This is a genomic window from Corynebacterium sp. LaCa54 (assembly GCF_046717495.1).
In the GTDB taxonomy this organism is placed as follows: domain Bacteria; phylum Actinomycetota; class Actinomycetes; order Mycobacteriales; family Mycobacteriaceae; genus Corynebacterium; species Corynebacterium kefirresidentii.
On sequence record NZ_CP177115.1, the window covers coordinates 1,039,943 to 1,053,851 of the forward strand.

The window sequence follows — 13,909 nt, forward strand, 5'->3', positions numbered from 1 at the left end:
CACCATTCCTTCAAGGGATGTGGGGGAGAGCGTCGGTGGCGTATTTAGTTTTCGGCCGAGGGCTTGAGCTCGGGGTGGCGCTCAAGGTAGTCCGCGTACTCTTCTTTGCTGAGCAGGACTTGCTGGCCGTCGCGGTGGACGATAACCACCTTTTCATCTGCCGCTTCACGGCCCTGGGTAAGGGCGTCCGGGATGCGGCCGCGGGAGGCCTCCGAAAGGCGTGGGAGCGAGTTAAAGGTGATACCGGGCAGGCTGTGCTCTGCGCCGCTTCTCGTACGAGCAAAGGCGCGGGAGCGTTGGAACCCGATACCGGCAAAATCGTCCCAAGGGATCTGGACCTTTTTTCGGAAGGCATAGGAAATGTCGATGCCGGATTCGGAGACCTTGGTGCGGGATTTTATGACCCACCACAGCCCAAGGACGGGGATGATAAACAGCCATGCGAGGTATTTGGGGGCCCACCCAATGCTCAATAGCGCAATGGTGGACAGGATAAGGATGCCCAAGATGTGGTTACGGGATGGCTTGAAAACCTCTGCCTGGGTGGTGGACTGATGAGGTTTATTGTCCTTAGGTGGTGGGGTCATAGTGTGCAAGCCTAATTCACAGGGGTGGGTGAGGGCTAACCTATTTTCAGGTATGTCTCACCATGTGGGAAACCTATCCCAAATGGGGGTAACTGCCAGAAGTGTAATACCTATCGGTGTATAGTCATGCTCATGATCATTATTCGACTTCAGGTAGTACCAATGCGGCGGTGACCGCGGCGCTCATGACGTCGACGCTTTTCGCCCCTGCAGACACACCAGCCCGCGGGGGCTTTGTTCATATCTAAAGGCGTTAACGATGATGATCATGACCAGTATTAGAGCAATCCAAGGAGCACATTAACCGTGGTTACGACAACTTCGCCCACGCCCGCCTCGGTGGCTGCAGCCTCACGCGCCCATGCTCCGGAGCGGATGAGTGGTGCCCACGCCATTGTCCGCACTCTTGAAGATTTGGGAACCGATCTTGTCTTCGGCATTCCAGGCGGTGCCGTGCTTCCGCTCTACGATGCTTTGCATACCTCGACCAAGCTGCGGCATGTGCTCACCCGTCATGAACAGGGAGCCGGACATGCTGCGGAAGGCTATGCGCAGGCTTCTGGCAAGGTTGGGGTGTGCATTGCCACCTCGGGGCCGGGCGCGACTAACTTGGTGACAGCGCTTGCCGACGCCAACCTGGACTCCGTCCCCATCGTCGCTATCACCGGCCAAGTGGGAAGCAATCTTTTGGGAACTGATGCCTTCCAGGAGGCCGATATCCGTGGTGTGACAATGCCGATCACCAAGCACAACTACATCGTGACGGAGCCTAGCCAGATTCCCGCTGCTATTGCTGCAGCATTCCATCTGGCTTCTACAGGGCGCCCAGGACCGGTCCTAGTGGATATTCCGAAAGACGTTCAAAATGGCCACTTGGACTACTCTTTCCCAACCGAATTCGATTTGCCCGGATATAAGCCAACGACCAAGCCTCACCACCGTCAAATCGCGCAAGCGGTTGAACTCATCGCGCAAGCAGAAAAGCCGGTTATTTATGCCGGAGGTGGTGTCATCAAGGCGGAGGCGGCACGGGAGCTGCGTGCGTTTGCGGAATTTACCGGAATTCCAGTCGTGACCACACTTACGGCCTTGGGGTCCTTTCCGGAGTCTCATCCGCTGCATATGGGCATGCCGGGCATGCACGGCACCGTTCCGGCGGTCGCGGCGATGCAACGTGCGGATCTGCTCATTGCCATCGGCGCGCGCTTCGATGATCGAGTAACTGGGGATACCTCAACCTTTGCCCCTGAGGCTCAGGTGATTCATGCGGATATCGATCCTGCTGAAATCGGCAAAATCCGCGAGGTGGACGTGCCTATCGTGGGTGATGCGCAAAAAGTACTAGCGGGACTTTTAAAGGAATACCGTAAAAACTCCTCTCTGGATCTGCCGCAGACAGGTCCATGGCGGGACTACCTTGACGGACTCAAAGAGCGGTTTCCCCGTGGTTATGATCCCACTCCGGATGGGCAGCTAAATCCTCAATTTGTCTTGGAAAAGCTCAGCGAAACCGTAGGCCCCGAGGCAATTTATTGTGCCGGAGTGGGGCAGCACCAGATGTGGTCGGCACAGTTTATTGACTTTGAACAGCCGCGTTCCTGGATTAACTCCGGCGGAGCTGGAACCATGGGCTACGCGGTACCGGCAGCCCTTGGCGCTAAAGCAGCATGCCCAGATAAAGAGGTATGGGCGATTGACGGTGATGGCTGCTTCCAGATGACCAATCAGGAGCTAACCACCGCAGCTTTGGAGGGCTTTCCATTCAAGGTTGCCGTTATTAATAATGGCAACCTAGGCATGGTCCGCCAGTGGCAAAACTTGTTCTTTAATGAGAACTACTCCCATACCAAGCTGCGAGAGCGTGATGTCTATACCCCGGACTTTGTCCGCTTGGCAGAAGCACTGGGGTGTGAAGCCATCCGGGTCACCTGCGAGGAAGAAGTGGTGCCTGCGATTGAACGGGCCCGCGCAATCAACGACCGCCCTGTGGTTATTGACTTCATCGTTGGAGAAGATGCCCAGGTGTGGCCGATGATTGGCGGTGGGGCGTCCAACGAAGAGATTCAATACGCCCGCGGTTTGCGCCCGCTATTCGATGAAACTGAATCGGCAGCAGAAAGTCCTGCCGATATCGACGAGACCATCCAGGAGGTATAGGCATGGCACCCACTGACGTTTCCCGGCATACCTTGTCGGTCCTGGTGGAAGACGTAGAGGGAATCCTGTCGCGGGTGACCGGAATGTTTTCGCGGCGCGGTTATAGCATCATTTCCTTGGTTTCCGCCCAAACGGAAAATCCGGGTATCAACCGGCTGACTATCGTGGTTGATGCATCCGAGACAATTATGGAGCAGGTAACTAAGCAGCTCAATAAAATTGTTCCGGTCATCAAGATAGTTGAGCTTGAGGCTGACGCAACCGTGGCGCGAGCTCTGATGATGGTCAAGGTAGCTGCAAATAATACCAACCGGCCCCAGGTTGTCGATGCCGTCAATATCTTCCGCGCTCGCGTGGTAGATGTGGCGCAAGAATCCGTGGTAGTAGAAGCGACTGGTACCCCGGGAAAGCTGGCGGCGCTACTGGATGTATTAGAACCTTTTGGTGTACTCGAGCTGGTGCAGTCGGGCGACGTGGCCTTAGGGCGTGGGCCCAAAGCATTGGTTCCGCCCCGAAATTAATGTCTCACTAGGTGGGCATTAAATCCCACACGCTGATACAATAGTGGGTGGGACGTTGATTCATTGAACTTTTAATCACTACAGAATTGAGGATTAGGACATGGCAATTGAGACCTTTTATGACGATGATGCGGATCTGTCCATCATTCAAAACCGCAAGGTAGCCGTCATCGGCTACGGTTCCCAAGGTCATGCACACTCGCAAAACCTGCGTGACTCCGGCGTTGAGGTTGTTATCGGCCTGCGCGAGGGTTCCAAGTCGGCGGATAAGGCTGAGGAAGCAGGTTTTGAGGTTAAGACCGTGGCAGAGGCTGCTAAGTGGGCGGACGTCATTATGCTGCTGGCGCCAGATACCTCTCAGAAGCAGATCTTTGAAGAGGAAATCGCCCCTAACCTGGAAGATGGCAATGCACTGCTGTTTGGTCACGGTTTGAATATTCACTTCAAGCTGATTGAGCCGCAGGCCAGTGTCACCGTCGGAATGGTTGCTCCTAAGGGGCCTGGTCACTTGGTTCGCCGACAGTTTGTAGATGGCAAGGGAGTTCCGTGCCTCATCGCTACTGAGCAGGATCCGAAGGGCGAAGGCCACGATCTGACCTTGTCCTATGCCGCAGCCATCGGTGGTGCGCGTGCCGGCGTTATCCCGACTACCTTCGAAGCAGAGACGGTTACTGACCTCTTCGGTGAGCAGGCTGTCCTGTGCGGCGGTGTGGAATACCTGATTCGTACCGGCTTTGAAGTTCTGACTGAGGCTGGATACGAGCCAGAAATGGCCTACTTTGAGGTTCTGCATGAGATGAAGCTGATTGTGGACCTGATGTTTGAAGGCGGCGTCGCCAATATGAACTACTCGGTATCTGATACCGCAGAGTTTGGCGGCTACATTTCCGGTCCCCGCGTTATCAATGCCGATACCAAGCAGCGCATGAAAGACATCTTGACTGATATCCAGGATGGCACCTTCACCAAGCGCCTGTTGGCCAATATTGAGGGCGGCAACAAGGAATTGGAGGACCTGCGCGAGGAATTTGCACAGCACGAGATTGAAAAGACCGGCGCCAAGCTGCGCGATTTGATGAGCTGGGTCAAGAACCCACTGGATGCTACGGCCTAGCACATAAGGCCACGCGAATAGCGCCAAACCCACGGTGAATTAGGGGTGTTCACCGTGGGTTTTCTGAATTATCGGCAGGAAAGAATTAATCCTTGGGGGTAGGATGTCGGGCATGGGCTTTACGACGCCAAGTTATGATCTCAAAGACCTCTTTGCACGGATTAATCGCGGGGACATCCAGCTACCTGATTTCCAACGCAGCTATGCATGGGACGAAGATCGCATCCGTTCACTCATTGTTTCTGTGCTTCGCGGCTATCCCATCGGGGCGCTTATGGCACTTGATACTCGAAACGAAAAGATGCGCTTTCGCCCCCGCGCCCTCGCCGGCGCGCCGGATACCGGCGTCGATCCCGGCTTGCTCCTTTTGGACGGACAGCAGCGTTTGACCACGCTGTATCACTGCTTCAACGGCGAGGGCTTTGTAGACACAATTGACTTCCGCAAGAAGAAAATTCATCGCCGTTTCTTCATTGATATTCGAGCTGCCGTGCGGGGCGAGATTATGCCGGATGACGCCATCTTTGCAGTCGATCACAAAGGAAAAGTTCGATCGCACTTCGCACCGACGATTGAGGGGGACATTCTTTCACGGGAAGACGCCCTAGAGAATATGTGCATTCCTGTTGCTTCACTATTGAGTGAAGATGGCGTTGGCATGCTCTTTGAGCTTGCAGCGACCAAACAGGAATACAGCGCGGAGCTAGCAGCGTTTAATAACCGCATCGTTAGACCATTGTCCGGCTATGACCTGCCGATGATTCGGCTTTCCCGAGAAACAGAGCGAGCCGGCATCGGGTCGATTTTCGCGCAGGCAAATTCGGCAGGTCTGCAAATGGACGTCTTTGATTTGCTAACTGCGGTTTTTGCTTCCGAGGATCCCAATTTCCACCTGGCCACTGATTGGCAAGAAGTGGAAAAGGATCTGCGTACGTCCCCAGCTTTGGACGGAATTGGGCGCACAGAATTTCTTTCTGCAGTATCGCTTTTAGTCTCCGGAGAAAAGGGCCGTGCTGGTGGGCAGCGCGAGGACATCTTAAAGCTGTCCCTAACGGAGTATAAGGCGGCGGCCAAAGATTTACGCATTACTTTCCGTGAGGTATCTGAGTTTTTGGCGGAACGATGCATCCTTAATACGGATCAGGTTCCGTTTAATGAACAGATTGTTCCTCTAGCCGTCATCATTGCCCGCCTGGCTAAACGCGGGGGAGCGCTGTCTACCCAGCAATCGTGGGACCGCATGAACCAATGGTTCTGGTGCGGCGTCTTCGGCGAGCTTTATGGCTCGTCTGCCGTGCAGCTGCGCGCCGCTCGCGACGTGGATGAGGTCACCGAGTGGGTAGCGGGCGCAACGGATGAAGCCCCGAAAACTGTCACCGATGCCACCTTCCGGGAATCCCGTTTGCTCTCTGTGGATGATAAGGACGGTGTATGGCATGGTCTCTATGCCCTCCTTATGGCGCGCGGCGCAAAGGATTGGCGCACAGGAAAGGCGTTTAATAGGCGCACATTTGAAGAGCTCAAGCCGGGCTTTTTCCCGGTTTTCCCGCTGAATTGGTGCAAGCGCCACGGAGTGGACCCCGTTTTGGCGGAGTCCGTGATGAACTACACCCCAATGGGCAAGCGAACTGAGGTAGTACTCGATGGCTTCGCTCCCGATCGCTACCTGCCGCGCGTTCAGTCCAAGTCCATCATGGAAGACAGGCAATTTGATGAGGTACTAGCGTCCCACGATATGAATTTGAATTACCTGCGGGCGTCACAGCCGCGAGAATTCCTAGCAGACCGTCGTCAACGGTTCCTTGACATCGTGGAATATGCTTTAGGTAAACCTGTCATCCGTGATGTGGATGAAGCAAACCTGTTTGGTGGAGAGGAAGGCCCGCAAGCTTTTGATCGCTAATTCTGTGCGCCTGACTGCCACAGTGCTTGTCGCATCGCTTGCATTAGCTGCCTGTGGCACGCCAGTTACTGAAACCAAACTGGTCAGGCGGGGATTGTCTGATTTGGATGAGTCTGAAATTGACCTCAATAAGGCCAAAGCGGAGAACCAAAACCGGCTGATTGACCCGAAATTTGACGGCAGATTCGTCATTGTCAATGACCCCATAGGCATCGAGGCTAGCCGCCTATTTTTTGAAGATTCCGATTCGCTCGTCCTCTTTACCGCGGATGATAAATCTATTCTGCGTGCAGCAACGTTGGCGGTAAACCAGCATTTGCCTGCGGTGCAGTATGACGACGCTAGGCGTTTGGAAATCCATAAGCTACTCACGGACCTGGGAGTACGACGCTTGGTGATTGTCGGCGATGTGCCGTGGACACAAACATCTGGGGACTTCGAGGTGATTAAGGATCCAGGTACGCACAAAGCGCTGGGAGAGTTTACGGCCTTCCAATACGGCTCCAAGGTGGTAGCTTCCCCTGAGCAAATGGTCAAAGATATTGCGCGATTGGACAAGACTCCCCAAGTGGAGCTGCGGCCCGCATGGGTGCCGTATGAAGGCGAACCTGAGGCTGATGGGAAAAAGAAGAAACCTGTCCCAGCACAGTCCCGCAGGGATGCCCAGATGGCGCCGAATATCATCGCGACAAAAGACAGTCCCATCGCGAACGTCATTACGGCTGCAGCCTATGGCGGCAAGGTGTTGGTGGTGCCGACTGTTGATCCATTGGAGGATAAGCACAGCATGGCCGCTGTTGCTGGCCTTACAGACGGTTCCTTAGTAGCCCTTGGACCGGAATTCGGTCGAGTGAAAGAATTTAAGGCAAAAATCAAGCAAGGCACTCCTTCCTGAACTACACTTCCTTGACACGCGGGAATTCCGCGTGCACCGCATCACACTTAAGCGAAGGAAGATATGTCGAAGCCGGTAGTCCTTATTGCCGATAAATTAGCTCAATCCACAGTTACGGCCTTGGGGGATTCAGTTGAGGTTCGTTGGGTGGACGGTCCAAACCGTGCGGAGTTGCTCGCCGCAGTTCCGGATGCAGAGGCTTTGCTGGTGCGTTCTGCAACTACTGTTGATGCAGAGGTTTTAGAAGCAGCTCCAAAGCTAAAAATTGTGGGCCGCGCAGGAGTAGGCCTAGATAACGTTGATATTCCGGCGGCAACGGAAAAGGGCGTCATGGTGGTAAATGCACCTACGTCTAATATTCACTCGGCGTGCGAACAGGCCATTGCATTGCTCTTGGCGACGGCGCGTCAGGTACCAGCAGCCGACCAGTCGCTGCGCGAGGGGGAATGGAAGCGTTCTTCTTTCAAGGGCGTGGAGGTATATGGAAAGACCATCGGTATTGTTGGTTTTGGACACATTGGTCAGCTCTTCGCACAGCGTCTGAAGTCTTTTGAAACGACCATCATTGCCCACGACCCCTATGCCAACCCGGCTCGTGCGGCGGCACTGGGCGTGGAACTGGTCGAATTGGAAGAGCTCATGTCTCGTTCCGATTTTGTGACCATTCACCTTCCGAAGACCCCAGAGACTGCCGGAATGTTTGATAAGGAGCTTTTGGTTAAGGCGAAGAAGGGGCAGATTCTCATTAATGCGGCTCGCGGCGGATTGGTGGATGAGGAGGCCTTGGCCGAGTCTATCGAACAGGGGCATCACCGAGGTGCGGGATTCGATGTTTTTGCTACGGAACCATGCACTGATTCTCCGCTCTTTAAGCTGCCGCAGGTCACCGTTTCCCCACACTTGGGAGCCTCCACTGTAGAGGCCCAGGACCGAGCAGGAACCGATGTGGCGGCTTCGGTGCTCAAAGCTCTCGCCGGTGAGTTTGTCCCAGATGCGGTAAACGTCTCCGGTGGGGCTGTAGGAGAAGAAGTTGCTGGCTGGCTGGATCTCGCACGCAAGCTAGGACTTACAGCTGGACGTCTGCTGGGGCAGGCACCCGTTGCCGTTGAAGTAGAAGCTTGCGGTGAGCTGTCTACCGAGGATGTAGAAGTTTTAGGTCTTTCTGCTGTCCGGGGTCTGTTTAGCGGCGTGACTTCGGAACCGGTGACATTTGTCAATGCCATGCAGATTGCGCAGAGCCGTGGGGTAGAGGTGGAGGTATCTACCAACGCGGAATCCAAGGGGCACCGCTCCTCCTTGCAGGTGAAAGTTATCGGTGCTGATGGAGAAACTTCCTCGCTGACCGGTGCGCTTATCGGCATCGATGGAACCGAAAAGTTTATCCGCATCAACGGCCGCGGCGTCGATATGCGCGCTACTGGCCGCAATCTCTTCTTCCGTTATGCGGATGCTCCGGGCGCGTTGGGAACGGTGGGCACCAAGCTAGGTGCTGCTGGAATTAATATCGTGGCGGCGGCGCTTACTCACGCTAAGCAAGAGTCTGACGCTGTCCTTATTTTGCGCGTGGATACCGAGGTGCCGGAGTCTCTCATTGCTGAGATTAATGCGGCATTGGGTGCAGAGTGCGAACAGTTAGATATGGACGCATAAAGCTGCTGGTGCAGAATCCGTGGAGCATATCCCGCGTAGTGTCAGGTAACTTCCTGCGCTGCGCGGGTCCTTTTTGATAGAGTAGGTTAAATCCACTCTATGAGAAGGGAATCCTACATAATGAAACTTGCGGTAATTGGTGGGGATGGTATTGGGCCCGAGGTAACGGCTGAGGCTCTCAAGGTGCTGCATGCCGTTCGCTCCGATATTGACACCACCGAGTATGACCTTGGTGCCCGGCGCTACCTACGCAACGGGGAGCTTCTCACGGATGCGGATTTAGCTAGTCTCTGCGAACACGATGCCATCTTATTGGGGGCTATTGGTGCCCCGGGTAAAGTGCCTCCAGGCGTATTGGAGCGAGGGCTATTGCTCAAGATGCGATTTGCGCTGGATCATTACGTAAACCTCCGTCCTTCCAAGCTATATCCCACTGCTTCTTCGCCGTTGGCCGATCCTGGAGACATTGATTTTGTGGTGGTGCGCGAGGGCACCGAGGGGCTGTACTGCGGAAACGGTGGTACCTTGCGCGAGGGCACTGAGCATGAGGTGGCTAGTGAGGTATCACAAAACACCCGCTTTGGCGTGGAGCGCGTAGTGCGCGATGCCTTTGCGCGGGCTGAGCAGCGCCGCAAGCACCTGACCTTGGTGCACAAAACCAATGTATTGGTCAATGCGGGTGGGCTGTGGCAGCGCACTGTCGATGACATCGCCGCTGAGTTTCCAGAGGTTCAGGTGGACTACCAACATATCGATGCTGCGACCATTTATATGGTTACGGATCCGGCGCGATATGACGTAATAGTCACCGATAACCTTTTTGGAGACATTCTTACCGATCTTGCCGGTGCCGTAGTGGGTGGCATTGGCCTTGCTGCCTCCGGAAATATTGATGCTTCAGGAGCGAATCCCTCGATGTTCGAGCCGGTCCATGGTTCTGCACCGGATATCGCTGGGAAGGGGATCGCGGATCCGACAGCGGCTATTTTATCGGCGGCCATGCTCCTTCGACACGTAGGCGATGAAGCCAATGCGCAAAGGGTAGAGGATGCGGTAGCGCAAGACGTTGCCCAACGCGGCGATGGGCCGGTGAAGACCACTGACGTCGGCGACCGAATTTCGCGCGCCCTAGCTACATAGGAGCAAACCTGCCTTGCACGATGCGCTTGCCGACGCCCCCGGATCCGAACGGTTGCTTTCATCCCCTCTTCCAGGGGCTTGCAATGGCGTTTGCAAGGACACCGCAATTTACTCAAATTAACTAATTAACACCGTAACCTTTGCACACATGTAAAGGGAGCGATTGAGTAGGATTACCGCTATGCGTTTAGGACGAATTGCACACCCAGAAGGAATCTGTTTCGCCATTATCGATGGGCCGAAAGACGCCCCGATGCAAGAGCTAGTAGCAAAAGAAATTGCTGGCACGCCTTTCACTCCGCCGGAGCCAACCGGACGCGAGTGGAAGCTTAACGAGGTTCGCCTCTTGGCACCGACCCTGCCTACCAAGGTTGTGGCGCTGGGCCGCAACTATGCGGACCATGTTGCGGAAGTCTTCAAGAAGTCTGCCGATAGCTTGCCGCCCACCATCTTTATCAAGCCGTCCACCGCGGTCATCGGCCCGGATGCCGCGATCAAGATCCCAGACTATGCCACCAATGTAGAGTTTGAGGGCGAGCTTGCCGTAGTCATTTCCAAACCGTCGAAGAATATCAAGGCCGAGAACTGGCAAGACCACGTACTGGGCTACACCATTTGCAATGATGTTTCCTCCCGTGACCTGCAGTTCAAGGACGGACAATGGGCTCGTGCCAAGGGGATCGACACTTTCTGCCCGCTCGGCCCATGGATTGAGACGGATCTGGACAGCTTGAATCTGGATGACCAGAAGATTAATGCCTACCTGACACACGAGGGCTCTCGTGAGCAAAAGCAGGATTCCAATACGGACCAGATGATTGTGAAGATGGGCGGCATCTTAGAAGAGATTTCCGCCGCCTATACCTTGCTTCCCGGCGATGTCATTACTACTGGTTCACCGGCGGGCACCGCTCCGATGGTGCCGGGGGATACCATCGAAATCGAGATTCCAGGGCTGGGAACCCTGCGCAATTCCATCGACCGTGCATAACTCCCACCAGAGCGAGCATCGCCCCTACGTTCCCACTCCCGCGGAAATGGAGGAGCGGTACCGCAGCACTGATCGCGTGTGGTCAGGAAAGCCGAACTCCACCCTTGTCGATTATGCTGCGGAGCTTGCGCCTGGCTCTGCCCTGGACATTGGCTGCGGAGAAGGCGCGGACGCGCTCTGGCTTAAAACCACGGCTAGGATGTGTTGGGCATTGACTTCGCCCCGACGGCCGTAGCCCGCACTCGCGCCCTCGGCGTTGCCGCACAGGTTGCTATGTTTAGTGGCTTTAGCCATGAGCCCTTTGACTTGGTAAGCGTCCACTACGGTGGGATACGCGCAACGTCGGAAGAGGTCGAAAAGCTTGAGCACTTGGTAGCTCCAGGGGGAACACTGCTTTTTGTTCACCACGATATGGAGTCCACAGAACTGGCGATGCCGGAATGGTTGGCGCACAACCTGCAGGAATTAAAAACTATTACCCTAACTCGCCAGGAGCGCCACCTGGCTGAAGGTGCAGGTGCGCACCACCGCACCGACGTCGTGCTCGTCGCCAAGCGCGTGGGCTAGAGGCTTAGCGCCTTCAAAATGGTGCGCAGCTTAGCGGTGGTTTCTTCCAACTCCGCTTGGGCATCAGAATCGCCGACGATGCCTCCACCAGCCCAAGCGCGTGCGGAGAGTCCATCGCCGGCAACCTCTGCGCAGCGAATGGCTACCATAAATTCGCCGTCACCTGAACTATCGCACCAGCCGACCGCGCCGGCATAGAAACCACGGTCAGTCTCCGCAGTCTCAATAAGGGCTTGGGCGGCTTCGGCCGGGGTGCCACAGATAGCCGGTGTGGGATGGACCGCTAGGGCAAGCTCGAGCGCGGTCAAGTCTTTATCCTTGAGCGTTCCGGAAATCGGCGTGCCAAGGTGCCACATTTCATTGGTGCTTATCAGTTGTGGGACGTCCGGAATATCTAGTCGCTCGCACAATGGGGTGAGCGCCCGGCGCAGGTGGTCGACCACAAAAGCGTGCTCGTGGAGATCCTTGGAAGAATGCAAGAGGTCCTGTCCTGCGAGGTGATCCTCGGCCGCCGAGGCGCGGCGCGGAGACGAACCCGCCAAGGGAAAGGCTGACACAGTCGAGCCTTGACGCTTGACTAGAACCTCCGGGGAGGAGCCGACAAGCATCGCGCCCGGCCTTCCAGCGGGGGAGAGATCAGCAATGAACCCGTCACGGTTGGCAGAGAGATCGATAAGGCGCGCCGCCACGAGGCGCGGATCGATAGCTTCAGGGAATTCGATGTCTACCGCGCGGGCCAGAACTACCTTTTCTAGTTTGGAGGTTTCAATCGTGCCGATGGCTGCCTCCACGCGGCGAAGGTGTTCCTCAGGCTCTGGATCGAAGCCAACTACGCGGGAGCTTAAACTCTGGTTGCGATAATAGGCGTGCGGTTCCAGCGGGCCCTCTTCGCGGATGATGGCCTCCGGTACGGTTAGTGCCGCGGGGGTGTCCGAATCGAAGGGGATCGCACCGACGACCATCTCTACATCCTTGCTGCGGAGAGCGGAAATTGCCGCATCGGCGTCATTAAAAGCGTGGCGCGCACCTTGGGTACGGACAGACCCCGTTGCCCGTGAGAGCAAAAAATCGGGGGCGGTGCTTGGTCTGTCTTCGTGCATGAAAATATAGCTTAATGCCTTGGGCTTTTCTTACAGAATTGAGTGTGCACTGGGCGTGTAAACAGTGTCTTTAGTGAAAAATGTGGTTAGTTTTAACCTTGTGGCTAATGTTACTAATTTTCTTCGCTATTTCCTTTACCTGATTGTTGTTGGTGTGCTGGCTTGCGGGGCGCTGCTGAGCGTGTCTCCTGCCCACGCGCAAGAAGCGCCTGCACCTGCACCTGCGCCGGCCCCAGCAAACGCACCACAGCCAGCACCGGCACCAGCACCGGCACCAGCACCGGTACCGGGGCCGGCACCCGAAAACGCGAAGCCGGTTATCCCGCAGCCAGATGGATCCCACCTCGTTCCAGAAGGCGTGAAAGAATCCACCCCGGCACCAGCAGATAAAGGTGCTGACCAAGACAACCCGGCACCTGCTCCAGAGGGATCATCTCTTCCCGAGCCAGCGCCGCAGCCGCCAATGGTAGATACCAGCATCAATCCCACCCCGCCGTTTGCGCCGGGTTCCATGCAGTCCCTAGAAATGGAGCACGAGGGCAAGACCCGCAGGTACTTGTTGCGTATTCCTAACCACTATTCGCCGGAAAAGGCGGCGCCCGTTCTCTTCGGCTTTGGTGGGTGGGGAGATTCCCCGGAGAACTACTCCGGCTATGCACGCATGCAGACCACTGAGGCCAATAACGAGGCCATCATCGTCTATCCAGAGGGATTCGAGCGCGCCTGGGAGGCGGCGCCTTATGCTAAGACGCGCGATGGGGAGGATATCCGCTTTATCAAGCGCATTCTTGATTCGGTAGACAAGGACTACCACGTTGATCGAAACCGCGTATACGCCATGGGTATGTCTAACGGAGGCGGCTTTACCTCGGTGCTTGGCTGCCACGCACAGGACACCTTTGCCGCTGTAGCTATGGTTTCGGGTGCCTTCTACAACCCAGTTGAGGTCAACTGTGCCGATGCGCCGATGAATACCCTCATCATGCATGGCGTTAACGACAAGATGATGACCTATGAGGGCGGTGACCGGCACGAGGCTGGATACCTCCCTGTGCGTACGGTGCTCGGCGGCTACCTGAAACGCAATCGCTGTGATATGACCTTTCAGTCCACTCCGGAAGCTGGCGGTTCAGAACGCTTGAGCTTTAACGGCTGCCAAAAGGATGTGCAACTGGTTAAGGTTCCGCAAGACCACACCTGGTTCTGGCAGCCAGATACTCCACGGGTGGTCTGGGACTTCCTCTCGTCCAAGACCAGGGTATAAAAACAGCGGCGCTTAGCCAC

General features: G+C 55.7%; 12 protein-coding genes. 10 read left to right on the forward strand and 2 right to left on the reverse strand.

What is annotated here, in order from left to right:
* Positions 1–44: 44 nt before the first annotated feature.
* Entirely contained in the window at positions 45–587 is a 543-nt protein-coding gene (locus ACLI1M_RS05180) for a PH domain-containing protein (protein ID WP_411706709.1), read from the reverse strand.
* Between the two features lie 306 nt (positions 588–893).
* Here ACLI1M_RS05180 and ACLI1M_RS05185 point away from each other — a divergent pair, with 306 nt between their 5' ends.
* The 9 genes from ACLI1M_RS05185 to ACLI1M_RS05225 all read left to right on the forward strand — a co-directional run bounded on the left by ACLI1M_RS05185 (position 894) and on the right by ACLI1M_RS05225 (position 11,525).
* Complete coding sequence (locus tag ACLI1M_RS05185) at positions 894–2,744, forward strand: acetolactate synthase large subunit (RefSeq protein WP_248098887.1); 1,851 nt, start codon at positions 894–896, stop codon at positions 2,742–2,744.
* A gap of 2 nt (positions 2,745–2,746) precedes the next feature.
* Positions 2,747–3,265: an acetolactate synthase small subunit gene (gene ilvN / locus ACLI1M_RS05190; RefSeq protein WP_248098885.1), complete on the forward strand. Its 519-nt coding sequence runs from the start codon at positions 2,747–2,749 to the stop codon at positions 3,263–3,265.
* Between the two features lie 100 nt (positions 3,266–3,365).
* Positions 3,366–4,379 (forward strand): ketol-acid reductoisomerase, encoded by a 1,014-nt coding sequence (gene ilvC, locus ACLI1M_RS05195; RefSeq protein ID WP_248098883.1) that lies wholly within the window; start codon positions 3,366–3,368, stop codon positions 4,377–4,379.
* A 112-nt stretch (positions 4,380–4,491) separates the two neighbouring features.
* Positions 4,492–6,282, forward strand: coding sequence for a DUF262 domain-containing protein (locus ACLI1M_RS05200; protein ID WP_248098882.1), 1,791 nt, complete (start codon positions 4,492–4,494; stop codon positions 6,280–6,282).
* Positions 6,283–6,376: 94 nt separating this feature from the next.
* The gene (locus ACLI1M_RS05205) at positions 6,377–7,177 is read left to right on the forward strand and encodes a hypothetical protein (RefSeq protein WP_232212590.1); all 801 of its coding nucleotides are present in this window, start codon (positions 6,377–6,379) and stop codon (positions 7,175–7,177) included.
* Positions 7,178–7,240: 63 nt separating this feature from the next.
* Positions 7,241–8,827 carry a phosphoglycerate dehydrogenase gene (serA, locus tag ACLI1M_RS05210; protein WP_023021699.1) on the forward strand — a complete coding sequence of 529 codons (1,587 nt, stop codon included), beginning with the start codon at positions 7,241–7,243 and terminating at the stop codon, positions 8,825–8,827.
* Positions 8,828–8,947: 120 nt separating this feature from the next.
* Positions 8,948–9,967, forward strand: a complete 1,020-nt coding sequence (locus ACLI1M_RS05215) for a 3-isopropylmalate dehydrogenase (RefSeq protein ID WP_248098881.1) — start codon at positions 8,948–8,950, stop codon at positions 9,965–9,967.
* A 181-nt stretch (positions 9,968–10,148) separates the two neighbouring features.
* The gene (locus ACLI1M_RS05220) at positions 10,149–10,958 is read left to right on the forward strand and encodes a fumarylacetoacetate hydrolase family protein (RefSeq protein ID WP_049360951.1); all 810 of its coding nucleotides are present in this window, start codon (positions 10,149–10,151) and stop codon (positions 10,956–10,958) included.
* A 201-nt stretch (positions 10,959–11,159) separates the two neighbouring features.
* Positions 11,160–11,525 carry a hypothetical protein gene (locus ACLI1M_RS05225; protein WP_396127275.1) on the forward strand — a complete coding sequence of 122 codons (366 nt, stop codon included), beginning with the start codon at positions 11,160–11,162 and terminating at the stop codon, positions 11,523–11,525.
* Here ACLI1M_RS05225 and ACLI1M_RS05230 read toward each other — a convergent pair.
* Positions 11,522–12,625, reverse strand: a complete 1,104-nt coding sequence (locus ACLI1M_RS05230) for an isochorismate synthase MenF (RefSeq protein WP_200287635.1) — start codon at positions 12,623–12,625, stop codon at positions 11,522–11,524. The genes ACLI1M_RS05225 and ACLI1M_RS05230 overlap by 4 nt on opposite strands.
* 100 nt (positions 12,626–12,725) lie before the next feature.
* Here ACLI1M_RS05230 and ACLI1M_RS05235 point away from each other — a divergent pair, with 100 nt between their 5' ends.
* Positions 12,726–13,889: an alpha/beta hydrolase-fold protein gene (locus ACLI1M_RS05235; RefSeq protein ID WP_411706711.1), complete on the forward strand. Its 1,164-nt coding sequence runs from the start codon at positions 12,726–12,728 to the stop codon at positions 13,887–13,889.
* Positions 13,890–13,909 lie beyond the last annotated feature (20 nt).

Excerpts from the sequence above, each read along its gene's own strand:
- ACLI1M_RS05180 (WP_411706709.1), bottom strand. The coding sequence starts at position 587 with ATGACCCCACCACCTAAGGACAATAAACCTCATCAGTCCACCACCCAG.
- ilvN (WP_248098885.1), top strand. The coding sequence starts at position 2,747 with ATGGCACCCACTGACGTTTCCCGGCATACCTTGTCGGTCCTGGTGGAA.
- ilvC (WP_248098883.1), top strand. The coding sequence starts at position 3,366 with ATGGCAATTGAGACCTTTTATGACGATGATGCGGATCTGTCCATCATT.
- ACLI1M_RS05200 (WP_248098882.1), top strand. The coding sequence starts at position 4,492 with ATGGGCTTTACGACGCCAAGTTATGATCTCAAAGACCTCTTTGCACGG.
- serA (WP_023021699.1), top strand. The coding sequence starts at position 7,241 with ATGTCGAAGCCGGTAGTCCTTATTGCCGATAAATTAGCTCAATCCACA.
- ACLI1M_RS05215 (WP_248098881.1), top strand. The coding sequence starts at position 8,948 with ATGAAACTTGCGGTAATTGGTGGGGATGGTATTGGGCCCGAGGTAACG.
- ACLI1M_RS05220 (WP_049360951.1), top strand. The coding sequence starts at position 10,149 with ATGCGTTTAGGACGAATTGCACACCCAGAAGGAATCTGTTTCGCCATT.
- ACLI1M_RS05230 (WP_200287635.1), bottom strand. The coding sequence starts at position 12,625 with ATGCACGAAGACAGACCAAGCACCGCCCCCGATTTTTTGCTCTCACGG.